We start from the raw sequence: 24,195 nt of genomic DNA, 5'->3' as shown, positions 1-24,195 counted from the left end.
TTGGTTTGGAGCCCCTGTGGAAACAATTGACAATGATCTCAATCGCATCTGCCCGATTGAGCGCCGAAACAAGCAATCTACCGTGCGTCATTCACGAAAGATACTGCCAATCTCGCATACGGTGGAGGGTGTGAAACGCTCTGCCATGGAACTCGCCGCAATTGCCACCGCCGCCGTACCGGGATTAACCCCGGTCGGGTTCGCCGCGTTGTCCGATGATGCAGAAGACTTCGATTCAGCACTCATCGTGGACGCTCAAAAACACCGCTGGCGTGTACGCTCACCGCGCCATGATGAAGCAAGTATGCGCTTGGAAGCCGAGCTCTCAGCCTTACGCGCATTCTCAGCGAAGGTCCGGGCGGCTTTGCCGTTCTCGCTTCCTTCGGTGGCTGGCACCGTACGCCAAGGGCCATTGCGTACCTTCGTATACAAAGATCTGCCCGGAAGGGTTCCTACCCTCGAAGAATTGGTCGAGGAAGGAAGCAAACTTGCAGTGGCTTTAGGCCAGTGCATGGCAGCGATTCATCAGATTCCCGACGAATCCGTTGAGGTTGCTGGTTTGCCAACCTACACCGCCGATGAGGTGCGCCAGCGAAAACTCAACGAATTAGATACCGCGGCCGCTACCGGTCGGGTGCCGAGCGGTTTACTTCGTCGCTGGGAACATGCCATGGAGGACGTCTCTCTTTGGCGTTTTAACGCCACCGTAGTTCATGGTGACTTTGACGAAGAACAACTTCAGGTTTCACATTCGAGCATTACCGCGGTCAAGGGCTGGACCGATCTGCATGTGGGAGATCCTGCCGACGACTTTGCCTGGCTTTCAGCCATCGATGACCATGGCTTCAGCGAACGCGTATTTGCCGCCTATGTTGAGGCACGCGGTAAATCCGCTGACCCGCATATTATGCGCCGTGCCGCCTTGGCCGCAGAATTCGCGCTGGCCCAATGGCTGGTGAAATCCTTGGACAGCAAAGACGCAGAACGTATCGCCGATGCCGAAGAAATGCTGCAGGAACTAGATACCAATATTTCCGAATACGGCGGACAGCCGCTGTCGGTGGTCGAAGCCCCACGCCCATTGGCCGCCCCCGCCCCGGTACTTGCACCGGAAGTTCCAAGCGAGCCGCAGAAGGCCAGCGCTCCCGCAATCAACACTTCGAAGGTCACCCAGCTGGCAGTCGATGATGATCCAGAGCCTCTGCCATCACCCGAGGATGCTGAAGCTTCGGCTGAACAGGCACGGCAAAAGTCAGTCAGCCAAGAGCAGGTTCCACAAACCAGCGACGAGTCTGCTGATGCAACGCCGGAACCTGTAGCAGCCGTTAAATCCGAGGACTCGGTGCCAGCGAAGGACACCGAGCCAAAGGAAGAAACTAGCTCGTAGATCCTTTTGTTTCCTGGTCTGTCAGGGTTTCAAAGGCGTTGGCAATCATTGATTCAAGTTCTTCCTCGGAAGCCAAAGATTCTGCGTGAATTGTGATGCCTGCGCTGACATAGTAGAACGCTGCTTGGATCTGTTCCAACGGAATCCCATGTAGTCGTGACCAGCCCAAGCGGTACACAGCTAACTGAACCAATTTGCTCTTCAAGTCTTTTCCGCTTGGCACTCGGCCGGTTTTCCAGTCGAGCATCAACCAGGTGCCATCTTCGAGATGAAATACCGCGTCGATACGGCCACGTACCGCAACCAGCCCCACACGTGTTTCAAGTGGCACCTCCACATATGCCGGCTGTCGATCAGCCCATTCGCTAGCGAGGAACGCTTCCTTCATTGATTCAAGATCCAGCACATCGTCAATATAACGATCCGCTGGTTCCACGATCTCCCCCAAGTCCAGCATTTGGGTTTGTTCGTAAAACTCTTCAATCCACGCATGGAACGCGGTACCTCGCCGTGCGGCTAAACCGGGGCGGCGAGGGATGGGACGGCGAAGATTTTCCAGTACTTCTACCGGGTCCTCGGCAAGCTCCACAAAGAGCGAGGCTCGCACATGTTCGGGCGCTTCAATGACACGTTCACGATTGTTGAGGAACTCGCGTTGTGCCAACAGTCGGTTCGCTTCGTCGTTCCAATGTTCACCAAAGCTGGTGAGCATTTGAGGGTTGTCTTTGTCCGCAATTACGTCATCGGCCAAAATGTGTAGGACTTCTCTGCGCGAGTATGGATGTGGTGTTTTTTGCACGGCACCGGTAATCACCGGACCTTCCAACGGGTCATAAGGCCAGACGGCTTCTAATGGTTGGGAACGTACCGGGTTCTCTTCCGGGGCTTGCTCATTTTCCACCCACGTCCCGATCTCGGCGTGTGGGTTCTCTTGATTCACCAACGGAAGTAGTGCATTCATAAAAACCGAAGGCTCACAGGGTTTGGTCCGCGAGCCCGACCAGACGCTGCTAGAACAGATCAGTAGCGACTTCGCCCTGGTCACGGCAACATAAGCCAGCCTGCGTTCCTCGGCAATATGGTGGTCATCCACACGATCTTTAAAAATGGACTCGGCTTCGATCAATTCCTTGAGCGCCGGCTGGTCGGTATCCCACTGTGGCAAATCGCCGCTGTCCCCGCGTAAGGGCCACGGCAGTGCTTTATCTCCGCTGGTCCAGCGATCTGATTTGGCGCCCGGGAACACTCCCTCGTTTAATGACATCACCGCGACGGTGTCCCATTCCAGTCCCTTTGAGGCGTGAATCGTGAGCAGCTGAACTGCCTGCGGGTCTGCGTCTTCCGAAGGTAGTGGCAAGCCTTTCTCTTTCTCTGCGGCTTGTTCAAGCCACATTAAGAATCCGGCCAGCTCAACCCGTGGGGCATTGCGGCAATATTCGCGCACCACATCGGCAAAAGCATCGAGGTTGACGCGATATTTATCCGTGGCAATCCATGGTCGTGACGCCACCTCAATGTCCAAATTCATCGCTCTTTCGACCTCACGGATTAACGCTTCCAGATCATCATTGGCGATCAGGCGTAGCTGACGTAATTCTGCGCGCAAGGCTTCGAGACGTTCAAAACCAATATCAGAGATACTGCGTCCATCAGAACTGGTCCATTTCGCCGGTGGCAGGTAATCGAGCGCTTCAACAAGGCTGGCCGCATCGTTTAACTCGGCGCGGGCCGCTTCCTGCCCACTTTGCTGTTCGGTCAGCGCTTCGGCAGAATCTAGTTCTGGGTTCAGTCCCTTTTGCCGGCGACGGGCCAGCGAACGTGACCAGTCGGCAAATGCCGCTAGATCTGCCGCTCCAAGCCTCCATCGTGCTCCAGCCAGTAGCCGCATCAATTTATCTGAACGTAACGGATCAACAAGCACCTGCAAACAAGACACCAAGTCGGTTAGTTCGGGGGTGCTCAGTAATCCGGACAGCCCTACAAGCTGGTACGGGATTCCTCTTTCACCAAGCACCTCCCCCATCACCGATAAATTCGCTCGGTTACGGCTGAGCACCGCGCTGGTCTTGAGCACAGTATCGGTACCTGGCTTGTTCTGCGCCACGATAAGATCTGCAATTTTCTCAGCTTCGTCGCGCACTGTGGCGCAACGGTTGAGCACTACCCGTCCCTGCTGCGCAAAAGCAGAGGGTTCCAGAGGTTTGACCGACACCGGTCCGCTAACTGGTTCCTGCCCACCAGCGGTGATCTGGTTTGCCGCTTCCAAAACGTTGACGGTATTTCTCCAGGCGACCGTGAGGTGTTTGACGTGGGCAACTTCCCTGCCAGACTCACGCACGATAGGAAACTCTTCTGGAAATCTGAAGAGCTGCCCGGCACTGGCTCCGCGAAAACCGTAAATGGACTGATTCGGGTCTCCGACTGCGGTTACTGGATGACCGTGTCCATACAGTTCAGAGAACAACACCATTTGGGCATGCGAAGTATCTTGGAATTCGTCGAGCAAAACCACCTTATGGTTGGTTCGTTCGGCGAGCGCCGCCGCCGGAACCTGCTGGGCAATATGTGCCGCGTGGGAGACTAGATCACCGTAATCCATCACACCCAGTTTTTGCTTCGACAGCGCATATTCTTGAGCTAATTCAGCAATAGTGGCCCGAGACGCAAGCTTGTCTAGTAACTTTTGAGCAGGCGCGGTTCGGTTCTTTTCCTTGTCAGCCTGCATTGGGAGAACGTTGAGTTCTTCGATGAGGTTATCAAGCCATTGTTGGGCCTGCGGTGGTGAGACCAGATGTTCTGAGGACTCGGAACTAAAAGATACGATCGCATCGATCAAAGTGCTGGTCGCCGAACCTAGGTGTTTGTAACTTCCGGTGTAGCTCTCCAAGACCTGATGAGCTATTTGCCAGGATTGGGCAGCTCCTAGTAGCACCGTGTCTTCTTCAATGCCCAGCCGTAGTCCATAATCCTGGACCAAGGTATTTGCATAGGAATGATAAGTAGAGACGGCTGGGTCAAGGAAGTCACGGGTGTCTTCCTCACTCAACAACCCCGTAGCGACAAGCTGCGCAATCTTCGCACGGATACGCACCGAGAGCTCTCCGGCAGCCTTACGGGTAAAGGTTACACCAAGAATTTCTTCGGGACGAACCAACCCATTGGCAACAAGCCAGACCACTTTATCGGCCATAGTTTTGGTTTTACCCGACCCAGCGCCGGCAATCACCAACATTGGTTCTAATGGCGCAGAAATGATCTCCGCTTGTTGCGCGGTGGGTGGAAACTGCTCCCCCAAAGCTTCGGAGAGTTCTAGTGGGGAGAATCTAATATTGCTCATGGTTCGGTGACCTGTCGTCCTTCTTCGCACAATGGGCAGATTTCGGGCAGCATACAAGAGCCTCGGAGCCCCTCTGAACCAACCGTGTGGCGGGTAATGAATTCGCTCTCGCCCATCAGTTGCGCGGCCTGCAGAATCAGCTCACGGGCCCAGGTGTCCTCGCCCAAGGCTGGCTGGTCCCTAAGCGAAGCCGACTTCGTCGAGGTGCCGACATATACCAGTGAGGCGCCTGCCGGTTCGGAGGATAGTTGCGCGGTTTCATCTTGCTCCTGCAGTGCGCCGAGTTGGATTGCCGTTTGATAGACCGCAAGCTGCGGATTAGTTTCGGTGAGCTTCGCCGAGGGTGCGGTGCCACCGGTCTTCAGATCCACCACGGTAACCCTGCCGTTTTCGTCCGCCTCAATGCGGTCAATAACGCCGCGCAGTTGAATGCTTTTCCCTTCGTTTGGGACATCGACTTGGAACGGTAACTCGATCGCAGCCAATGTTCGTCCAGAAGTACGCATGGTGATGGAATACTGTGCCAGTTTTTTGAGCATCTCTTCGGCTCGGTCAAAATCTCGTTGTCCTTCCCAATTGGGAAGCTTTTCCAACTCTGGCCAGCGCTGCTCCAAGATCTGTGCGTATTCGTTGCCACTGGCTTCGGGGTGTTCCTCGGCGATTGAGTGGATCAGGGTACCTAAGGAGGCGGCAAAGTCATGGGCTGCTTGCCCGCCGGCGCTTTGGACAAACCAGTTCAGCGGTGACTTCACCAGGGTTTCCACCTTGGACGGCGAAACTCGAAGTGGCTGGTCTTCAGGAACCACGGGAGCATTTGTACTCAATGGTTTCAGCCCCCACCAGCTCTGTGGATGGGCACCCCGCACCGGATAGTCATTTCGTGCCAATCGGTTAAGGACCGAGGTGGCGTCGTGATAGATCTCTTGAGCTGAGCCGTTCACCGGTTCTGGAATGGCTCCGAGTTGCGCAGCCTTGGCCCGTTCGGCCATTAAACGTAGTTCCGCCACCAAGGTTGATAATGCCCTGATACGAGGGACCTCGGTGAGTTCTCGGGCTACCGCGTCGTGTGGATCTACAAGGTCCAAGAACGAGGATGGTTGCGAGTCTTCGTTGTCGACCGCAGTACAGATCAGCATTTTTGACGCGCGCGAAACTGCGTTGCTGAAACTTCGGGTTTCATCACTACGAATTCCACGCATCAGTTGTGTCGGGGTTCGAGTGCTTAAGAAGGAGATTCCATGCTCAACCGCGTCAGCCAGCGCATTGGAACCCAGCAGTTCCCCACGGAGGCGTAGATTCGGCCAGCTACCTTCTTGCAAGCCTGGGATGAACACCACCGGCCATTGTTTCCCTGCCGCTGCAGCGGTAGTTAGTACCGTCACCGTTTGGGTACCGGTAGCTCTAGACGCCAGCGAGTCCATAGGCAGGTCTTGATGCAAAATATGGTCTAGGAAAAGCTCCACGCTGGCACCAGGCAGCTGGTCCACGAACCGCTCTGCTGCTTGGAATAGCGAGAGCACTGCGTCCAGATCATGGTCGGCCCTGCGCGCGACATTCCCCGTTCCCAACGCTTCTTTACGCCAAACGTTGGCGCGCCCCGAGGCTTCCCACAAAGCCCATAAGGCGGTTTCTGGTGTCGCTTGTCCGGTGGCTAGTTCCGTACGTAACGCAGCAAACATGGTCAGCAAGCGGTTAAGTCCGAAGGCCACAGGGCCCAAGGTTTCGGTCAACTCTGGTTCGTGAAGGGTGGCTTCGAGAAGTTCTTGGCTGGAGCGTCGCCCACCTTGTGAGCTTTCGCGTTGGCGCAACATCTGACGCAGGCGACGAATCTCCAAAGCGGTGCTCATGCCATAACGCGAGAGCAATAAGTTTTGCATGAGTAACGGATCATCACTGACACCGTCTGCTAAGGCAAGCTGGACCAGATCCAATAACGGCCGGACAGCTCCTTCATCCTTCAACGGGATTTCTGCAGGTGGGACCTGTACCGCAATCCCCTGACCTTCGAGGAAACGACTGAGCGAACGCACCTGCGAACCGTTACGGACCACAATGGCAATATCTGAAAGCGGGAACCCTTCATAGAGGTCCATTTGCACTATGCGTTGGGCAATATAGCGTTCTTCCAGAGTGGAGTTTTCGAAACACAGCGCCAGAACTTCGCCATCTTCGATGTCGGGAAGTGCGTGCAAGGCGCGGCCACGTTGGCCTGCTGCCAAAGGGATGCGGCGCACCACGCGCTGCCAAGCCTCCATGATGGCGGGGGCCATGCGGAAGCTGCTAGTTAATTCGAAAAACTGAATATCGCCATTTGCACTGTAGGACTGCGTGAAACGACTCAGTTCGTCTGCACGGGCACCACGGAATCCTTGAACAACATTGTCTGGAGCAGCAAAAGCAACTATGGAGCGGTCACGTCCAATCATGCGCAGGAGCCGGTGTTGGGACAACGTCGCTTCTTGAAGATCGTCCACTAAAATTAGTTGCAGTTTTTCGTGCTCGTCGTTCAGAAAATCTGGATTTTGCTCAAGAATTTGTGCGGCGCGTGTCATCAGTCCCGCAGGGTCAAAGGCTTCGGCACTGCCCAAATCGAGCAGGTCTCGATATTCCTGGTAAAAACGTGCCGCGGCAACCCATTCGCTACGTTTAGTTTGTTCACCTAGTTCGGCGATATCCACCGGTTCAAGACCAAGTTCCGAGACCCGGTCAAAAAATTCACGCAGTTCTTTTCTAAACCCTCGAGTCTCTACGGCCAGATCCAGATCTGCGGGCCATCCCGGGCTTTCGGTAAGACCTTGCCGGTGCCCGTCAAGCAGGTTGCCGATAAGTGTGTCTTGTTCTGGTCCCGATAAAAGTCGTGGTGCGCGTTCTAAGGTAGGCAATAAACCTTCTAGCCGTGCCCGGCGGATCAGGTCGAATGCGTACGCTGACCAGGTTCGAACCACCGGTTCGGTAAAGGTTTGATCTGCTCGGCGACTAAGTTCATCTCGAATTCCGGCGGCCGTAAGACGAGTTGGAGCAATGATCAACAGCTGTAGCGGATCTAAGCCAGCGCCAAGGTGCCCAACAGCCAGGTCAATAAGGGCTGTAGTTTTTCCGGTGCCAGGGGCTCCAGTGACTAGCGTCGGTTTTTCTACCACTGATAATTGCTCAAGCAATGAAGCGGTATCTAATGGTGCCGAGTCGGACGATTCTTCCATGTTCATAGTTGATCATCCGTTGGCGACAAGTAGCTTGCTTGCAACGCCGCTTTCAAAGATTGAATTTGTTCCCACTGGGCATCATCTGGTTGCCACCGTGCTTGGCTCATATCAACGCGTTGGCCCTTGCGTGGGGTACCTTCGGTTTTCCATGCGGTATTGCCTTGCTCAGCAAGGTCCGGTGGCAGTGTGCCATCGGCTCGGATAATCCGCCACCAAGGCGTTGCTGACGGTGAAGAAGTCATAGCCTTTCCTGCTTGTCTTGGGCCACCGCTACCTAAGAGTTCTGCAACGTCACCATAGCTAAGGACCGCGCCTGGCGGAACTAATGCCGCGAGCCGGTGAACGGCTTCGGCATATTCGAGACTTGCGGGTGTGGGTACGGTGCTCATGTCACCATTGTGCCAACTTCCAGATCCCCATCCACAACCGGAGCGTCAGTGGAAAAGTTGTAGGAACGAACGGGTAGCGTTGTTTTCATGAATGAATGGCATAAGGGCCTTGTCGTTGGCTTTGACTTGGAAACCACAGGCGTCGATACCAACACCGCTCGCATCGTCACCGCGTCAGTGGTTCTTCTCGATGCCCAAGGGCAGGTAGTGAATCAGCGCGAGTGGCTCGTTGATCCTGGAGTCGAGATCCCCGAGGCAGCAACCGCTGTCCACGGTGTTTCCACCGAAAAGGCACGGGCCGAGGGAATGCCTGCGGCACAAGGCGTCGACGAGATCCTCAATTTGCTTCAGTTTGCTGCCAAACAATCTCCCATTGTGGCGTTTAACGCGTCCTACGATTTCTCGGTTCTGCATGCCGAGGCGTTGCGTTATGGTTTAGTACCGCTCATTCCCGGAAACGTGATTGATCCGTTCATCATCGACAAGCAAGTGGACAAGTTTCGCAAGGGAAAGCGCACGCTTGCCGCAGCCTGTGAACATTACGGCGTAGTGCTCGAAAATGCGCACACCTCGTTTGCCGACTCAGTTGCATGCGTTGGCGTGGCTCGCGCCATTGCGCAGAAATATCCTCAACTTCAGGTGGACCCACAAGACTTGCATGGTTGGCAGATTGGCTGGGCTCGGGATCAAGCCGCAAGCTTTCAAGAATACCTACGAAAGCGTGATCCTCAGGCTGTCGTTGACGGTGCTTGGCCAATCAAAGACAGCTAATGGCCTGATTTTCCACTAACTGTTACTCACTTCACAACCCTCAAAGCGACTCCCCCGAATTGCCGGGTAAGTCAATCGTTCATCTTCAGTCACAATTCAGCGAATCTTCTTCGACAACACCGTCAATTACACCCGAAATTAAGAATAGTTACCTTATTCCAAGGGGCGTTAGGGCGATATTGTTCGATGATGATTCAATGGAGGGTACTCTCTATACCCCTTGAGAATTGAAGGAACGCGCCTAGTGATCACAATTAGTGACCTGCGTAAGGTCTACCGCCAAGGCAACAATGACGTTGTTGCCCTCGACGGCGTGAGCCTTGAAGTCCCCACCGGGAAAATTCACGGCATTGTTGGACACTCCGGAGCTGGTAAATCCACGCTCGTGCGATGCCTAACTTTGCTTGACCAGCCGACCTCCGGCACCGTTGCTGTCAACGGCAAAGAGCTAACTAACGTCAGCGACGATGAGCTGCGTAATGCCCGTCGTCGTATCGGTATGGTCTTCCAGCATGCGAACTTGTTCGATTCACGTACCACCGAACAAAATATTGCCTACCCACTAGAACTGGTAGGTACTCCCAAGAAAGACGTTGCGAAAAAAGTTTCGGAACTTCTTGAGCTCGTGGGCCTGACACAGTTCGCCAAAGGCTACCCCTCGCAGCTTTCCGGCGGTCAGCGCCAACGCGTAGGCATTGCCCGCGCATTGGCCACCGACCCCGATGTGTTGCTCTGTGACGAGCCGACCAGCGCGTTGGATCCGCAGACCACCAATGAAATTCTTGAACTTGTCAAGGAACTACGCAACCGTCTAAACATCACCGTGTTGATCATTACCCACGAGATGCACGTCGTGAAGCAGGCCTGTGATTCGGTGTCTCTTCTAGAAGCCGGCAAGATCGTTGAACACGGCGACATTGAAGCGGTCATTACCAACCCTTCAGGACGTTTGGCTTCAACGCTACTTCCACTTCCAGGCGACGCTCCACAGGTCGATGGTGCCGGACCGGTGGTAGATCTGCTCTACACCGGAGATCAGGCCACCGAGCCAGTCATCTCAGGAATTGCGCGTAAGTTCAACACCGACGTCAACGTATTAGCAGGCTCCGTTGAACACCTAGGCGATCAGCAGTTTGCACACTTACGCGTGCAGTTTGCCCCTGATGCAGACCTTGGCGCAATCGTCGAATATCTGAAGTCCGCTGGAATCGCAGTAACCGTGAAGGAGGCCAAGTAAGTTATGGATTTCTTCACTGAACTCTTGAACAACCCAGGTATCACCAGGGCTATGTGGCCGGCCACCGTGGAAACGCTGCAGATGGTACTGATTGCCACAGCATTCACCATTGTCATCGGTTTACCACTGGGAATTCTGTTGCATAACACCGGCAAAGGTGGACTGCTACCCATCCGTTGGCTGAACGTGGTGCTCTCCGGCATCATCGTCAACATCACCCGTTCGATTCCGTTCGCCATCTTGATGGTGGCTCTGATTCCCGTAGCCAAGGCCATCACCGGCGAGTCTCTCGGCCCGGTGGCAGCCTCCGTGTCATTGACCATCGGCACGGTTCCCTTCTTCGCTCGGCTTGTTGAAACTGCGTTGCGTGATGTTTCATCCGGCAAGGTTGATGCGGCATTGGTGATGGGATCCACCAAGATGCAGGTTATCCGCAAAGTCTTAGTACCCGAAGCGATGCCAGGTCTTATCGCCGCACTGACTACCACCGTGGTCACGCTCATCGGTTACTCAGCGATGGCCGGACTAGTCGGTGGCGGTGGCCTGGGGCGCCTGGCTTACAACTACGGCTTCCAGCGCTACGACATGGGAATCATGTTGGTCACCATGGTCATCATCCTCATCATGGTCCAGATCGTACAGATTGTTGGCGACATCGTCGCTCGCAAGATCGATCACCGTTAGATAATTTTCCGTCGGTCACCCGACGGGCTTGGTCGGCAGAACTGCCATACCTAACCTCCCCTTTCGTTACCGGCAACGGTTCGTACTCAAAGGAAAACACTCACAATGCGTACAAAGCTCGCACTTGCCATCACTGGTGTCGCTACTCTCTTTGCGGTGACCGCCTGCGGTAGCACCGGATCCACCGAACCCTCGGCGGCACCAAGCCTCGACCCAGCAAACCCTGTCGTCGTCAAGGTCGGCGCTAGCCCGGTCCCGCACTCCCAGATTCTCGAATTCATTGATGAGAACTTGGCTAAGGACGCCGGTATCGACCTGGAAATTCAGGAAATTGATGACTACCAGACACCAAATATTGCTCTGGCCGATGGCACCATCGATGCTAACTACTTCCAGACCGAGGCGTACCTAGCACAGCAGGTTGCTGACAAGGGTTACGAATTCGAACACGGTAAGGGCGTCCACTTGGAGCCACTGACCATTTTCTCGAAGAAGTTCGATAAGCCTGAAGACGTCGCCGACGGCTCATTGGTGCTGTTGAATAACGACCCGGTGAACCAGCTTCGCGGGCTGCGCGTGCTGGAAAGCGCGGGACTGCTTTCGGGACTTACCGACGATGATTCAGCCCTGACGCTTGACGGCGACGATACCAAGAACCCGAAGAAGCTAACTTTCAATGAAGTGAACTCGGAACAGGTTCCAAAGTTCTACGCCGAAGATGACAACATCGGACTGGCAGTGATCAACGGAAACTACATCGTTCAGGCGAAGCTGAATCTGGATGAAGTACTTGCGCAAGAATCATCACAGGACAACCCGAACTCGAACTTCCTGACCTGGCGTGCAGGCGAGGAAACTCCAGCCATTGCCAAGCTTGACGAGCTGCTGCACTCCGAAGAAGTAGCCGCATTCATCAAGAAGACCTGGACCGACGGAAGCGTTATCCCAGCTTCATAAGGACTCCAAAGACCTAACGTAGCGCTCCTTTGCCCAGCGGGCAGAGGAGCGCTACGTCGTTTAATCTCAAGAATCTGTTGAAGAAGCTGCCTCCCCAGACAAACCAAGGAGTCTGGCTCCGTTCTCCCAAAGCACCGCTCTGAGCCAGGTTCGCCCAAGCCCTAGTCGGGCTAGAGCCTCGATTTGGTGGGCATAGGCATACGGAATATTCGGGTAGTCTGAGCCGAGAATGATCTTGTCCTGCAAGGCCGGTAAACGGTTGATATAGCTATCTGGCATCGGCGCAAATCCATTTGTGAAGTCGGTACCCACCATGGTGGTATCTAAATGTACGCCCACAAATTCCTCGGCTAAATCCGCAAACTCGTGATACTCGGGCATGCCCATATGCGCAATCACCAGCACCAATTCGGGGAATTTCTCCAAGAGCCGGCGGACATGTTGCGGTCCGGTGAAACTACCGTCGAGCGGTGCAGAGCCGGCGTGGATTACGACCGGGATTTGCTCGTGTTCAAGCGCTCTCCACGCTTCATCCAGTTGCACATCATTCGGTGTGAAGCCGCCGACCTGAATGTGGAGCTTAAATAGTTGTGCACCAGCGTCGATGGCTTCTTGGACGTAGTTGCCAACTCCGGGTTCCGGGTAGAAAGTCGCACAGTGCAAGGCCCCGGAGACGCGACTGCTGAAGTCTTGTGCCCATTCATTGAGCCACCTCGCCATGCCTGCCTTATGCGCGTAGGACAACGCGGGAATAGCTACTACCCCGATCTCGCGAAGCCGCTTAATGCGCGACTCTTCGTCCATTCGATACGTAATGGGCCACGGGCGGCCATAACTTTGTTCTGCCTGATCAAAGTACGCCCAGACTTTTTGCAACATTGGTTCTGGGAGGAAATGCACGTGGATATCGGCGAGGCCTGGAATACCGAGATAATCCAAAAATTCGGGGATCTGTTGATCCGTTTTTGGCACCAGATGCTCCGAGACCGCGTCCGTCATAAACCGTTCCTCATGTTTCTTGCAACCATTGATGTTCTAGCCAAGCTATCAAGTTCGGCTCTACAAGTCCTCCGTGAATTCTCCAGGGCATAAAACCGAGATACCAGCTTCCACATTGTGGAGAGCTAGTACCTCGGTAATTAGGGGGTTATGCCTTGGCAGCAGCGGCGGCCCGCGCAGCCGCTGGAAGTGCTGCGAAGACCTTCTCCATTGCCTCATCATCATGCGCTGCTGAGAGGAACCAAGCTTCGAACACACTTGGTGGCAGGTAAACACCTGAGTCAAGCATCGAGTGGAAGAACGGTGCGTAGCGGAACGCTTCCTGAGCCTGTGCATCTGCGTAGTTATGTACGCCCTTGGCCGAGGTGCCAAACGCTACCGAGAACAACGAACCTGCGCGCTGGATCGAGTGATCCACCCCTGCCTCGTTGAAAGCTTCGCTGAGCTTCGCCTGCAGAGCGGTGGACTGCTTAAGAATGTGAGCGTAGACCTCATCGGTGGCGTGGGTTAGCTGAGCGATGCCGGCAGCCATTGCTACCGGGTTACCCGAGAGCGTGCCAGCCTGATATACCGGGCCCAACGGGGCTAGATAATCCATGACGTCGGAGCGACCACCTAAGGCAGCGGTCGGAAGGCCGCCGCCGATGACTTTACCGAAGGTGTATAGGTCCGCATTCCAGCCTTCGTCCTTGCCGCTCAGACCCCAGTAACCGGAGGATGATGCGCGGAAGCCGGTGAGGACTTCGTCAAGGATCAGCAGTGCGCCGTACTTGGCGGTAGTTTCCTTGAGGAACTTGTTATAACCCGCGTCCGGAGTGACGACGCCCATGTTGCACGGTGCTGATTCGGTGATCACGGCGGCAATATTTGCCCCGTGCTCGGCGAATGCGGCTTCAACCGCTGCGCGGTCGTTGTATGGCAACACGAGGGTTTCGGCAGCGGTGGCCGCGGTGACTCCGGCGGAACCTGGCAGCGCCAAGGTTGCAACGCCTGAGCCGGCATCGGCCAACAGGCTATCGAGGTGGCCGTGGTAGCAACCAGCAAACTTGATGATCAGTTCGCGGCCGGTGAAGCCGCGTGCCAAACGCACCGCGGTCATGGTCGCTTCGGTACCGGTGGAGACCATACGTACCCGGTCTACACCTCCCACTCGATCCTTGATCAGCTTGCCAAGCTTCGCCTCATCCGGGGTTGATGCGCCAAAGGACAGCCCGCGGTCAACGGCTGCGTGAACCGCCGACTGAATCTCGGGGTGAGCGTGACCCAACAACGCTGGACCCCAGGAGCAGACTAGGTCAACATATTCCTTGCCGTCTGCGTCGGTCAGGTAAGCACCCTTAGCGCCGACCATAAATGGTGGTACGCCGCCAACGGAGCCGAAGGCGCGAACTGGCGAGTTCACGCCACCGGGCATTACTTCTTGGGCCTCGGCGAAAAGCCTCTCGGAATTCGACATTTATTTCTTTCCTTCGTTCAACCAGCCGGCAACTTCGGCTGCGTAATAGGTCAAGATCTGTTCGGCGCCCGCACGACGAATCGACAGCAACGACTCCATCACGGAGGCCTTGCGGTCAATCCAACCATTGGCCGCGGCAGCTTCGATCATCGCGTATTCCCCGGAGATCTGGTAAGCGGAGACCGGTACCGGCGACATCTGTGCGATGTCAGAGACGATATCTAGGTAGCTCATGGCTGGTTTCACCATGACCATATCTGCGCCTTCGGCGAGGTCCAGCTCGACCTCCAGCAGTGCCTCGCGGCGGTTCGATGCGTCCATCTGGTAGGTACGGCGATCGCCTTGCAACTGCGAATCGACGGCTTCACGGAACGGTCCGTAGAAGGCGCTAGCGTATTTTGCCGCGTAAGCGAGTACCGCAACATCTTGTTTGCCGGCCTGGTCTAGAGCCTCGCGGATGACGGCGATCTGCCCGTCCATCATTCCCGATGGGCCGAGGATATGCGCGCCGGCTTCAGCCTGCATCACTGCCATTTCGGCATAGATTTCTAGGGTGCGGTCATTGTCCACTGCGCCCTTCTCATCAAGCACGCCGCAGTGTCCATGAGAGGTAAATTCGTCCAAACAGACATCAGACATGATCACTAATTCGTCGCCAACTTCTTCGCGAACAGCGGCGATGCCCCTATTCAAAATTCCTTTCGGATCGATCCCGGCGCTGCCGGTCTCGTCCCGATGCTCTGGGATACCAAAGAGCATTATGCCGCCCAAGCCACGCTGCGCTGCATCCGCCGCGGTAGCCTTGAGCGAATCCATGGTGTGTTGCATGACGCCAGGCATGGAGGTGATCGGGTTCGGCTCGGTGAGTCCCTCACGGACAAAGGCAGGCAGGATCAGCTGTCGCGAGGAGAGCTCAAATTCTGCCACGAGTCGACGAACTGCAGGATTCTGCCGGAGTCGGCGAGGTCGGTGCTGAGGGAAACCCATGTCACTTCTTTCTAGAATTGATGATTCACTTTTTGATTAGTTCTTGGGCCGCTAAGGCCAGACCCGTGGGTGTTGGTTCACTAGCAATCGCGTCCACTGGTAACCCTGCTTGTCGCAGGGCCTGCGCGGTTGGCTGGCCAATGGCAATGTTTTGCACCCGTTCGACCAGCGTGTCACCGGTCAGTTCAACAAAACGCCGCACGATACTTGGTGCGCTGAAAACCACTAGGTCAAATCGGTCGAGATTCCCGGCGATCTCCCATGGTGCAAGCACTTGCGCTGCGGCTGGCACCTCGCTGCTGCGTAATGGGACTGCTCCACTCGGTGCGTCAACGGTCTGGTAGGCCACAACCTCATCGAGCCGATGGCCGGTCAGCCCTGTCGCAAGAGTTGAGCTGGCAAGATCTCCATGTGGATAGAAGATTTTCTGTCCTGGGTCCAAGTGCCATTGCTCCACCATGCCGGCCGCAGATTGATCCGTGGGCACAAAATCGGAGACAACGCCCATACGCTCTTTGGCTACCGCAGCGGTTTTTGTTCCAACCGACGCAACCTTCAGCCCGTCTGGAAGTGCTTCTCCGTCGAGGATCGTAGCGATGACTTCAACAGTATTCACCGAAGTGAGCACCAGCCACTGATACTCCCCGGCGACTAACGATTGAATCGAGCGACGCAATTCGCTCAGATCCTGCGGCCAGACGGTTTCGATCAGCTGGGCAGAGAAACATTCAATGCCCAGCTTCTCGAATTCCCGCACGGTGGCGGCGGCTCGCGCCGCCTCGCGCAAGATGAGTGCCTGGTGGCTCATGTGACCGCTTAGACCAAACCCGCGACAACCGCGGCGCCGTCGGCGATCATCGATTCGGCGAGGCTACGTCCAAGTTCTTGGGCGGCTTGCACTGAAAGCCCGTTGCTTTGAGCGCTACGGCGCATGGTTTCGGAACCGTCCGGGTTACAGGCGACAGCTTCCAAGATCAGTGTCTGTCCCTCCACCCGAGCCAGTGCACCAATCGGCGCTGCGCACCCTGCCTCCAAGGCAGCCAACAGTGCGCGTTCGGCTTCGACCTGCATACGTGTTGGCAGGTGGTCCAAATCCGCCAGTGCCTGATCCAAGGCTGGATGGTCCGAACCGGTGCTGCGCACTTCTAAGGCGAGCGCACCTTGCCCCGGGGCTGGCAACATGATCTGCGGGTCCAGATATTCGGTGATGTGCTTGTCCAAACCCAACCGGCGCATCCCGGCCGCAGCCAAAATCACCGCGTCCAGATCGCCCTGCACACTTCGCCCTACACTGCCATCATCATGGGTATCTCCGATCCCCTTGACCCGCCCAAGTCGGGTGGGGACGTTGCCACGAATATCAACGATTTGGAAGTCTTGACGGAAAGCCAAGAGCTGGGCCGCACGGCGTGGTGACCCAGTACCGATTTTTGCCCCTTCGGGCAGCTCGGAAAGTTTCAGACCATCACGGGCGCATAGTGCGTCACGCACGTCTTCACGTTCTGGAATGGCCGCCAACACCAATCCTTCAGGCTGCTTGGTGGGCAGATCCTTCAAGGAATGCACTGCCAAATCGCATCCGGAATCTAGCAGATGCTGACGCAGTGCGGCAGCGAAGACTCCGGTTCCGCCCAGTTGTGACAGTGGGCCAGTGATCACGTCTCCTTCGGTCTTCACCAAAATGGTTTCAACCTCTAGCCCGGAAGACTGTGCCAATCGTTTAGCTGCCCAACCGGTTTGTGTAGTCGCAAGCGCGCTTCCGCGCGTTCCTACACGAAATGTCTCGCTCATGGCGCAGGCACCCCCACTTCTGAATCGACACCTGCGATGGTAGGACGCAAGGCTCCATCCAGCGCGCGCTTTTCACAACAATTCGGACGGCACACATCAAACCATGGTCCGCCCGCCACCACGCTAATCCGTCCGTCGCGCAAAGCTTCGCCGTTGGCATCGGCCAAACGCTCCTCGACCAGATCCACCAGCCCAGAAACGAAGGCATGGTGCGTGCCAGGAGTCGCAGCCCGACTAAAGGCAAGGCCAAGCTGTGCACAGCTGTCCTTCGCTTCAGTGTCTAAGTCCCAGAGCACTTCCATGTGATCGGAAATGAACCCAATGGGCACCACCACAACGCCTGCTACTCCGGCGTCCGCATCGGCTTGAAGTGCATCATTAATGTCTGGTTCTAGCCAAGGCACGTGTGGTGCACCGGAACGCGACTGGTACACCAGGCTGTGTTCCAGGCCCTGTGCTTCGGGTACGTTGGCCAAAATATGTTCTGCTACTGCACGGTGCTGCGCGGTGTAAAGATTCTCGCTCGCCGTGGCACGTAACTGCGCCGGGCCAGCCGCGTTAGCGTCCGACATCGGGATCGAGTGAGTCACAAAGACGATCTTGATCTTGGCGTCGTTTTGGTTCTTTGCGCTCAGTTGCGCACGAACCTCGGCTAACGAAGTGCTTAGTCCCTCGATAAACGGCTGCACGAAGGCGGGCGTATCAAAGAACTGACGCAACTTATCAACTTCGAGCACACCTTCCAGGCCGGTCTCGCGTAAGCCCATACCCAAATCTTCGCGGTACTGGCGGCACGCCGAATACCCGGTATAGGCACCGGTGCCCATCAGTAGCACCTTGCGATGCCCGTCGGCTGCTATATTCTTCAGCGTGTCATTGACGAACGGGTGCCAGTTGCGGTTGCCCCAGTACACCGGAATATTGATATCACGCGCCGCCAGCTCGGCTTCCAACGCGGCAAGTAATGCACGGTTCTGGCCGTTGATCGGCGAAACCCCACCGTTTTTGCGATAGTGCACCGCGACTTCTTCCAGGCGTTCGTCGGGGATCCCACGGCCTGCGGTGACGTTGCGCAGGAACGGGATCACATCGTCTTGGCCTTCGGGACCTCCAAAAGAGGACAGCAGGATCGCGTCATAGGCTTTAGGGACCATTTGACCGTTGGCGTCGTAGCCGGTGCGTGGATCGAAATCCTGGGTCACTTCAAGACCTCGATGGCCTCGGCGGCCGAGATCCGGCGTCCGGTGTAGAACGGCGTCTCTTCGCTGACGTGGTGGCGCGCTTCGGTGTAACGCAAGTGACGCATCATATCGACCAGGTCGATCATGTCATCGGCTTCCAAGCAGATCTGCCACTCGAAGTCGCTGAAGGAGAACGCTGCCACGGTATTAGCCAGCACGTTAGGGAATTCGCGTCCAAGCATGCCGTGATCGCGCAGCATCTTGCCGCGTGCCGCAGGGTCCATGGTGTACCAGTCGTGGGAGCGGACGAATGGGTAAACGGTCATCCACCCCTTCGGATCCACACCGCGGGAGAAGGCCGGCGAGTGGTCCTTGGAGAATTCGGCTTCACGGTGCACGGCCATCGTGGAGTACACAATTTCTGTGCCAGCAAGTAACGCACTGCGACGGACCTTGCGCATCGATGCCTGCAACAGTTCAGCTGCCGGACCATGCATCCAGACCATAATGTCGGCTTCTTCGCGCATCATCGATACATCGTAGATGCCGCGAACGACCGCACCGGCCTCGGCGAGTTCCGCGATGAGCGAGTCAAACCCGGTGGCCTCAGCCGCGCCCAGTTCCACCTTGGCGGAACGCTTGAACACGGTCCACAGGGTGTAGAACATGGTCGGGTTTTCCCCGGCGGCCTCACGGTCTCGCATGACCGGCGAATTATGCTGTGGTACGTAGCTCACTGAGGTTTTCTCCTTGATCATCTGATCTAACTTAAACGGTTATCTCGAAAATTATCGGGCGCTAATGGCAACGCTGCGGCGTGTGTGGCCGATGACTCTGGCCAACCCGGTGCCGGCAAGCCATGCGCCCACCACATCCAACCCATCAAAATCTTGTACTGCGTCCTGGAGCTGAGCACGGCGTGCGCTAGCTTCCTCGCCCTGCAACGGGACCATGTCGTTGAAACGCGAAATAGCGCTACCCACCACATCATCCTGGTTTAATTGAACACCTAAAATCTTTGAAGCATCTTTGATGGCCTGCTCAAGCAATGCTTGTGTATCGCCTGATTCAACGATTGGCTCATGTTGTCCGATACGCCCAAAGGACAGGCGAACCACATGAGTTCCTGGCCCTGACTGTTCGGCGAGCCAAGGCCATTTGGCGCTGGCGTGAGTCAGCGCCTTGGCGACAACAGGCGCGTTCTGCGCTACTAACGCGCCTGACCCTCGCGGTGCCTCATCAAGTTCTGGCTTATCGACCACCAGCACTACCAAGGCGACGGAGTTCGACACTGCCTCGGAGCTGATGCGCTTGGAGTCTTCAAACATCGGGTTGAGCAGATTCAGCGCCGCTTGCGCTTCGGTAGCGATGACCACCCGGTCTGCGGTTAGTTCTTGGCCTAGGCTGTGGACCGTGTAGGGGTGCTGTGCTTGGGGATCATGATCGATTTTGGTGACCGGAGAATTCGCTACCAGCGCCACTGATGCTGCGGTCAGCTGTTCGGTGAGCGTGGTGACCAGCGTGTACATGCCACCGTCTAGGCCAGCTACTCGCGAACCTGCCGGTGCATCACCTTGGAGTTTGGCTACCGCTTTAGCCAACGAGCCGGTCTCTTGCATGGCGGCGCGGAGCCCAGGTGCGGCAGCGTCGATGTCGATGCGCGCTGGATCCGTGGAGTACACGCCGTTGACCACTGGGGCGACTAAGGCATCAAGGACACCCTGCCCCATCCGGTTGCGGACGACCTCGGCCAGTGAGAGTTTTTCTGTGGCCCATTTTTTGGGCATGGGAGTGACTAGATCTGCCGCGGCGCGCACGGTGGCGGCGCGGCCGATGATGCGTCGCACGTCGTCGTTGCGCACCTGTGCTGGGATCCCCATCAATGAAGTGGCAGGCAAGGGATTAGCTACTAGGTTCTCACCTTCGCCCTGAATCAGCCAGGCACCGACACCGGTAGTTGGCGTGATCTTCTCGCCGAGGTCTAGCTCGTCGAGGTAGGAGACCACCGTGCCACCGCGCACCGCGAAGGACTCGGCGCCTGCATCTATCTCCAAACCGGCAACGTCTACTCGGCGCACACATCCACCAAAGCTTGAAGCGGCTTCAAGGACGGTGACCCGGTATCCGGTCTGGCGTAGTTCGCGGGCGGCAACTAGACCGGCGATGCCGCCACCGACCACGATGGCGTGTGGTGTTTGTGGATCGGTGACTCGATCTTTTGCTGTGCGGGATTCGGCCGCGGAACGTACCTTTTCCAGTAGCCGCAGTGCATGGGCCGCCGTGTCTGAGGCGAGGTCGCGCCGTGCCTTAGTTGCTGAACGCTCGCTTGGTTTTTCTGACGCCGGGGAGTTGCGCTGATTCCTGGTCATATACGCTGCACCTTCCACATTCACCTCGATGTTCGCCTTGTTTCTGACTGCGCCGAGTTTACCGGCGCAGTCAGAAAACAGGGAGATCTGTCTATAACATCTAGCTTAGTCCTGCGTGGTTAGAGCGAATGAATGAGTTCAACCACACGAGTGAGTACCGTCGGGTCGGTGGTCGGCGGCACACCGTGACCAAGGTTGACCACATGGCCACGTGCCTTCGCACCGCTGGCGACCACCTGACGAACATGCGCTTCAAGCACGTCCCAAGGAGCAGAGAGCAACGCAGGGTCAATATTTCCCTGAACCGAGACGCTCTGGCCTAGGCGTTCAATGGCGGTTTCCAAAGGAATCCGGTAGTCCACACCGACGGTATCAACGCCCGAATCACGCATTGCCGTGAGCAATTCACCGGTTCCGGTACCAAAGTGAATCAATGGCACCCCGGTGTCACGCACGAAGTCCAACGCACGCGAGGAGTATGGGGCGACAAACTTCTGGTAATCAGGCAGGGACAGGGAACCGGCCCACGAGTCAAAGAGCTGTGCGGCTGAAGCGCCGGCTTCAACCTGCGCACGGAGGAACTTGCCTGAAGCGTCTGCGGCCCAGTTCATCAGCTTGTCCCAGACTTCTGGTTCGGAATGCATCATGGTGCGTGGACCTAGGTGGTCGCGGCTTGGCTTGCCCTCAACCATGTAGGCGGCCACGGTGAATGGGGCGCCGGCGAAGCCGATCAGCGGGGTGTTGCCCAGTTCTGCGACGGTCAAGGCCACCGCTTCACGGATTGGGTCTAACGACTCATCGGTGAGTTCTGGCAGGTTATCTACGTCCTCGGGGGTGCGGATTGCCTTGTCCAAGACCGGGCCAACACCGGGCACGATATCCACGCCAACGCCTGCAAGGCGCAAGGGAATCACAATGTCGGAGAAGAAGATGCCCGCGTCGACCTTGTGGCGGCGTACTGGCTGCAGCGTAATTTCGCTGGCCATCGCCGGGTCTAGGCAGGAATCGAGCATGCTCACACCTTCGCGGAGCTTGAGGTATTCAGGCAGTGAACGCCCTGCTTGGCGCATGAACCACACCGGGTGGTGGCTCGGGGTGCGCCCAGTCAAAGCCTGGATCAAAGCGGAATCGGAGGTACGTCCATCAACGAAGGGATGGTTCTGCGACAGAGTCATGTGTCAATCATGCCAACTCTGGAGCGCAAAAGGCCATTTACTCCGTTCACCGACAGATGAAGGTGAGCAACATAACTGCGTGAAAATACGTGATCTTAGGTTCGCCTGCGTTGTTTGGGCCCCTATTTCGGCCTACTCTGGGGACATTGTGGTTTTCTTATCTCTTGTTGCATCGCATTCACAGCTCGATTTGGAGACCGTGGCACAACTTAGCGCCTCGGCCAACGGGCTAGCCGCCGCCTCTACCAATGGGTCGGCGGTGATTAATGGAGCCGTCGTCTTGGCGACGTGCAACCGTTTTGAGGTTTACGCCGACGTGGAAAACGTCGAAGAAGCAACCGAGCAGTTAGTCAACGAATTGGCTGCGAATACCGAACTCTCCGCAGTTTTCCTCACTCGACGGCTGACCGCGCTAGAAGGCGAACCGGTGATCAACCATCTCTTCTCGGTGGGAGCCGGACTTGATAGTGCTGTAGTCGGAGAACGCGAAATCGCCGGCCAGGTCCGCCGTGCCCTGACCCAGGCGCAGCAAGAAAAAACCACCACCAGCAGCCTCACCCGACTATTCCAGAACGCCACGCGCGCTGCGAAGGATGTTGGAAGTCGGACGCAACTTGGTTCACAAGGCAAGTCGGTCGTTTCTGTCGCTTTAGACCTAGCCGAAGAATTGATGAACGAAAACCGTAGCTGGGAAGACCAAGACATTGTCTTGTTCGGTACCGGCTCCTACGCCGGCGCAACGATCGCATTGCTCAAGGAACGTGGAGTGAAGCGCATTAGCGTCTACTCGCACTCGGGACGCGCCGCCGATTTCACCGACAAGCGTGGCGGTTTCCCGTTGAGCAACGAACAGTTGCCACAGGCCCTGCGTGAATCAGATGTCATCATCGGTTGTTCCGGTGGCGGAAATCGCTTGGATAGTGCGGCACTGACCGAACTGCGCGTTAAGGGCCATTCGCTGATCGCCATCGATATGGCGCTCACCAACGACTTTGACCCGGCCTTGGCTCAGCTCGACGGCGTGGATCTGATCACCCTCGAATCGGTGCGCATGGCCGCGCCGACCGAACAGGCACTGGCCGTGCATGACGCGACCAGGATTGTGACCCAGGCTGCCAGGGAGTTCTCCGTCTCCCAGCGCGAACGCGAAGCCGATCATGCAATCGTCGCTTTGCGTGCACACACTAAAACCGTTCTCGACTCCGAGGTAGCTAAGGTACGTGCCCAGCACGGTTGTACCGCCGCTGCCGAAGAAGTTGAATTGGCTATGCGTCGGATGATGCGCCAGCTGCTCCATGTCCCCACCATGCGTGCACGGGAGTTGGCGGCCCAAGGCCGTACCGACGAATATGTTGCTGCTCTAGAGACTCTCTACGGCCTTGACCTGAGCGAGCCGCTAGGCAATACCGCCCCGCTCAGCACCACTACACCGCAATCCCCTGCGGCTGAAGATGTCAGCTGTCCTGCAGTACCTGTCGCACAAAGCGCATAAGCGCAATAGACACCCTGCGTTTACCGGCGCTTTTTTCCTCGCAACGTGGAATACTACTTGCTAGTAGGAGCTGGTTTTACGTGCGGAAAACTCGCATGTGGCTTTGGCACACGGCAGGTTGAAAGGTCAAAATTATGGCGGAACTTGGGGAAATCAAAAGTCCACGCACGCAACGAATGCCACGCGAAGCGCGCCGTCGCCAGTTACTCCAAGCAGCTCATCAAGTCTTCGTAGCCCATGGTTATCATGGAGCCTCAATGGATGAGATTGCCGAAGTTGCACTGGTTTCCAAACCAGTTCTTTACCAGCATTTCCCCGGTAAGCGCGAACTGTACCTAGCCCTCCTGGATTCGCATCTGGCAGATTTCACGAAGATGCTCGACGATGCCATCGCCTCAACCGACGATAACCGGCAACGTGTCTTCGAGACTATTAATACCTATTACCAGTACATCAAGCGTGAGTCCCAGGCATATCGGCTCATTTTTGAATCAGACGTACTTTCAGATCCGCTCATTTCGGCACGTATCGAAGAGTTCAATAACGCTCTGGCTGTTTCCATTTCGAAGGTCGTCGTTAAAGACACCGACCTGAATGAAGATGAAGGATTATTGATTGGTCGCGCGCTAGCCGGACTGTCACAGGTTTCCGCACGTTACTGGGCCACCAGCGACGAACCGGTTGATCAAGAAACCGCGGTGGATCTGATCTCACGTTTAGCTTGGCGCGGAATTTCACGGTTCCCGAAGGAAAACTAGTTAGATTTGTTTTAGAGGCCCC

General features: G+C 56.3%; 19 protein-coding genes. 7 read left to right on the top strand and 12 right to left on the bottom strand.

The genetic code is table 11. The annotated features are described in order from the left end of the window. Positions 1-82: 82 nt before the first annotated feature. Entirely contained in the window at positions 83-1,387 is a 1,305-nt protein-coding gene (locus CIK74_RS09900) for a phosphotransferase (protein WP_240520514.1), read from the top strand. Here the strand turns inward: CIK74_RS09900 and CIK74_RS09895 are convergent. The 3 genes from CIK74_RS09895 to CIK74_RS09885 are packed head-to-tail and all read right to left on the bottom strand — an operon-like array spanning position 1,377 to position 8,316. Then, complete coding sequence (locus CIK74_RS09895; protein ID WP_096256020.1) at positions 1,377-4,724, bottom strand: ATP-dependent DNA helicase; 3,348 nt, start codon at positions 4,722-4,724, stop codon at positions 1,377-1,379. The genes CIK74_RS09900 and CIK74_RS09895 overlap by 11 nt on opposite strands. Then, positions 4,721-7,930, bottom strand: coding sequence for an ATP-dependent DNA helicase (locus CIK74_RS09890; RefSeq protein ID WP_096256018.1), 3,210 nt, complete (start codon positions 7,928-7,930; stop codon positions 4,721-4,723). Before CIK74_RS09890 ends, CIK74_RS09895 begins: the two co-directional genes overlap by 4 nt. Continuing rightward, positions 7,927-8,316: an MGMT family protein gene (locus tag CIK74_RS09885; RefSeq protein WP_096256017.1), complete on the bottom strand. Its 390-nt coding sequence runs from the start codon at positions 8,314-8,316 to the stop codon at positions 7,927-7,929. The genes CIK74_RS09890 and CIK74_RS09885 overlap by 4 nt, the downstream gene beginning before the upstream one ends. An 87-nt stretch (positions 8,317-8,403) precedes the next feature. On the opposite strand from CIK74_RS09885, the gene CIK74_RS09880 reads away from it, so the two are divergent. The 4 genes from CIK74_RS09880 to CIK74_RS09865 all read left to right on the top strand — a co-directional run bounded on the left by CIK74_RS09880 (position 8,404) and on the right by CIK74_RS09865 (position 11,965). After that, positions 8,404-9,087 carry a 3'-5' exonuclease gene (locus tag CIK74_RS09880; protein ID WP_096256015.1) on the top strand — a complete coding sequence of 228 codons (684 nt, stop codon included), beginning with the start codon at positions 8,404-8,406 and terminating at the stop codon, positions 9,085-9,087. Between the two features lie 244 nt (positions 9,088-9,331). After that, a complete protein-coding gene (locus CIK74_RS09875; RefSeq protein ID WP_096256013.1) occupies positions 9,332-10,324 on the top strand; it encodes an ATP-binding cassette domain-containing protein in 993 nt (330 codons plus the stop codon). 3 nt (positions 10,325-10,327) lie between these two features. Next, positions 10,328-11,008 (top strand): methionine ABC transporter permease, encoded by a 681-nt coding sequence (locus CIK74_RS09870; RefSeq protein ID WP_096256011.1) that lies wholly within the window; start codon positions 10,328-10,330, stop codon positions 11,006-11,008. A 105-nt stretch (positions 11,009-11,113) separates the two neighbouring features. Beyond that, positions 11,114-11,965 carry a MetQ/NlpA family ABC transporter substrate-binding protein gene (locus CIK74_RS09865; RefSeq protein ID WP_096256010.1) on the top strand — a complete coding sequence of 284 codons (852 nt, stop codon included), beginning with the start codon at positions 11,114-11,116 and terminating at the stop codon, positions 11,963-11,965. Between the two features lie 66 nt (positions 11,966-12,031). Here the strand turns inward: CIK74_RS09865 and CIK74_RS09860 are convergent, their stop codons facing one another. From CIK74_RS09860 to hemE, 9 genes are all read right to left on the bottom strand, one after another. Further along, complete coding sequence (locus CIK74_RS09860; RefSeq protein ID WP_096256008.1) at positions 12,032-12,964, bottom strand: amidohydrolase family protein; 933 nt, start codon at positions 12,962-12,964, stop codon at positions 12,032-12,034. A gap of 148 nt (positions 12,965-13,112) precedes the next feature. Continuing rightward, positions 13,113-14,420 carry a glutamate-1-semialdehyde 2,1-aminomutase gene (gene hemL / locus CIK74_RS09855; protein ID WP_096256006.1) on the bottom strand — a complete coding sequence of 436 codons (1,308 nt, stop codon included), beginning with the start codon at positions 14,418-14,420 and terminating at the stop codon, positions 13,113-13,115. Continuing rightward, positions 14,421-15,407, bottom strand: a complete 987-nt coding sequence (hemB, locus tag CIK74_RS09850; RefSeq protein ID WP_096256004.1) for a porphobilinogen synthase — start codon at positions 15,405-15,407, stop codon at positions 14,421-14,423. Positions 15,408-15,432: 25 nt separating this feature from the next. Further along, complete coding sequence (locus CIK74_RS09845; RefSeq protein WP_096256003.1) at positions 15,433-16,215, bottom strand: uroporphyrinogen-III synthase; 783 nt, start codon at positions 16,213-16,215, stop codon at positions 15,433-15,435. 8 nt (positions 16,216-16,223) lie between these two features. Further along, entirely contained in the window at positions 16,224-17,198 is a 975-nt protein-coding gene (gene hemC, locus CIK74_RS09840) for a hydroxymethylbilane synthase (protein WP_096256001.1), read from the bottom strand. Further along, on the bottom strand, positions 17,195-18,400 hold the full coding sequence (locus CIK74_RS09835; RefSeq protein ID WP_096255999.1) for a ferrochelatase: 1,206 nt from the start codon (positions 18,398-18,400) through the stop codon (positions 17,195-17,197). The genes hemC and CIK74_RS09835 overlap by 4 nt, the downstream gene beginning before the upstream one ends. After that, the gene (gene hemQ, locus CIK74_RS09830; RefSeq protein WP_096256045.1) at positions 18,397-19,083 is read right to left on the bottom strand and encodes a hydrogen peroxide-dependent heme synthase; all 687 of its coding nucleotides are present in this window, start codon (positions 19,081-19,083) and stop codon (positions 18,397-18,399) included. Before hemQ ends, CIK74_RS09835 begins: the two co-directional genes overlap by 4 nt. Before the next feature lie 84 nt (positions 19,084-19,167). Beyond that, entirely contained in the window at positions 19,168-20,748 is a 1,581-nt protein-coding gene (hemG, locus tag CIK74_RS09825) for a protoporphyrinogen oxidase (protein ID WP_096255998.1), read from the bottom strand. 119 nt (positions 20,749-20,867) lie between these two features. Beyond that, entirely contained in the window at positions 20,868-21,923 is a 1,056-nt protein-coding gene (gene hemE, locus CIK74_RS09820) for a uroporphyrinogen decarboxylase (RefSeq protein WP_096255996.1), read from the bottom strand. A 148-nt stretch (positions 21,924-22,071) separates the two neighbouring features. Here hemE and CIK74_RS09815 point away from each other — a divergent pair, with 148 nt between their 5' ends. Together CIK74_RS09815 and CIK74_RS09810 are read left to right on the top strand one after the other, a co-directional pair. Continuing rightward, the gene (locus tag CIK74_RS09815; RefSeq protein WP_096256044.1) at positions 22,072-23,415 is read left to right on the top strand and encodes a glutamyl-tRNA reductase; all 1,344 of its coding nucleotides are present in this window, start codon (positions 22,072-22,074) and stop codon (positions 23,413-23,415) included. Between the two features lie 134 nt (positions 23,416-23,549). Further along, on the top strand, positions 23,550-24,173 hold the full coding sequence (locus tag CIK74_RS09810) for a TetR/AcrR family transcriptional regulator (protein WP_096255995.1): 624 nt from the start codon (positions 23,550-23,552) through the stop codon (positions 24,171-24,173). Positions 24,174-24,195 lie beyond the last annotated feature (22 nt).

Origin of the sequence: Glutamicibacter sp. BW77, assembly GCF_002332285.1 — a bacterium.
GTDB classification, from domain to species: Bacteria; Actinomycetota; Actinomycetes; order Actinomycetales; family Micrococcaceae; genus Glutamicibacter; species Glutamicibacter bergerei.
Note: the sequence above shows the minus strand (reverse complement) of the source record. Positions and strands in the feature narration are given on the sequence as shown.

Coding starts and splice junctions, on each gene's coding strand:
- CIK74_RS09895 (WP_096256020.1), bottom strand. CDS start 4,724: ATGAGCAATATTAGATTCTCCCCACTAGAACTCTCCGAAGCTTTGGGG.
- CIK74_RS09890 (WP_096256018.1), bottom strand. CDS start 7,930: ATGAACATGGAAGAATCGTCCGACTCGGCACCATTAGATACCGCTTCA.
- CIK74_RS09885 (WP_096256017.1), bottom strand. CDS start 8,316: ATGAGCACCGTACCCACACCCGCAAGTCTCGAATATGCCGAAGCCGTT.
- CIK74_RS09880 (WP_096256015.1), top strand. CDS start 8,404: ATGAATGAATGGCATAAGGGCCTTGTCGTTGGCTTTGACTTGGAAACC.
- CIK74_RS09870 (WP_096256011.1), top strand. CDS start 10,328: ATGGATTTCTTCACTGAACTCTTGAACAACCCAGGTATCACCAGGGCT.
- CIK74_RS09865 (WP_096256010.1), top strand. CDS start 11,114: ATGCGTACAAAGCTCGCACTTGCCATCACTGGTGTCGCTACTCTCTTT.
- CIK74_RS09860 (WP_096256008.1), bottom strand. CDS start 12,964: ATGACGGACGCGGTCTCGGAGCATCTGGTGCCAAAAACGGATCAACAG.
- hemL (WP_096256006.1), bottom strand. CDS start 14,420: ATGTCGAATTCCGAGAGGCTTTTCGCCGAGGCCCAAGAAGTAATGCCC.
- hemB (WP_096256004.1), bottom strand. CDS start 15,407: ATGGGTTTCCCTCAGCACCGACCTCGCCGACTCCGGCAGAATCCTGCA.
- CIK74_RS09845 (WP_096256003.1), bottom strand. CDS start 16,215: ATGAGCCACCAGGCACTCATCTTGCGCGAGGCGGCGCGAGCCGCCGCC.
- hemC (WP_096256001.1), bottom strand. CDS start 17,198: ATGAGCGAGACATTTCGTGTAGGAACGCGCGGAAGCGCGCTTGCGACT.
- hemQ (WP_096256045.1), bottom strand. CDS start 19,083: ATGCGAGACCGTGAGGCCGCCGGGGAAAACCCGACCATGTTCTACACC.
- hemG (WP_096255998.1), bottom strand. CDS start 20,748: ATGACCAGGAATCAGCGCAACTCCCCGGCGTCAGAAAAACCAAGCGAG.
- hemE (WP_096255996.1), bottom strand. CDS start 21,923: ATGACTCTGTCGCAGAACCATCCCTTCGTTGATGGACGTACCTCCGAT.
- CIK74_RS09810 (WP_096255995.1), top strand. CDS start 23,550: ATGGCGGAACTTGGGGAAATCAAAAGTCCACGCACGCAACGAATGCCA.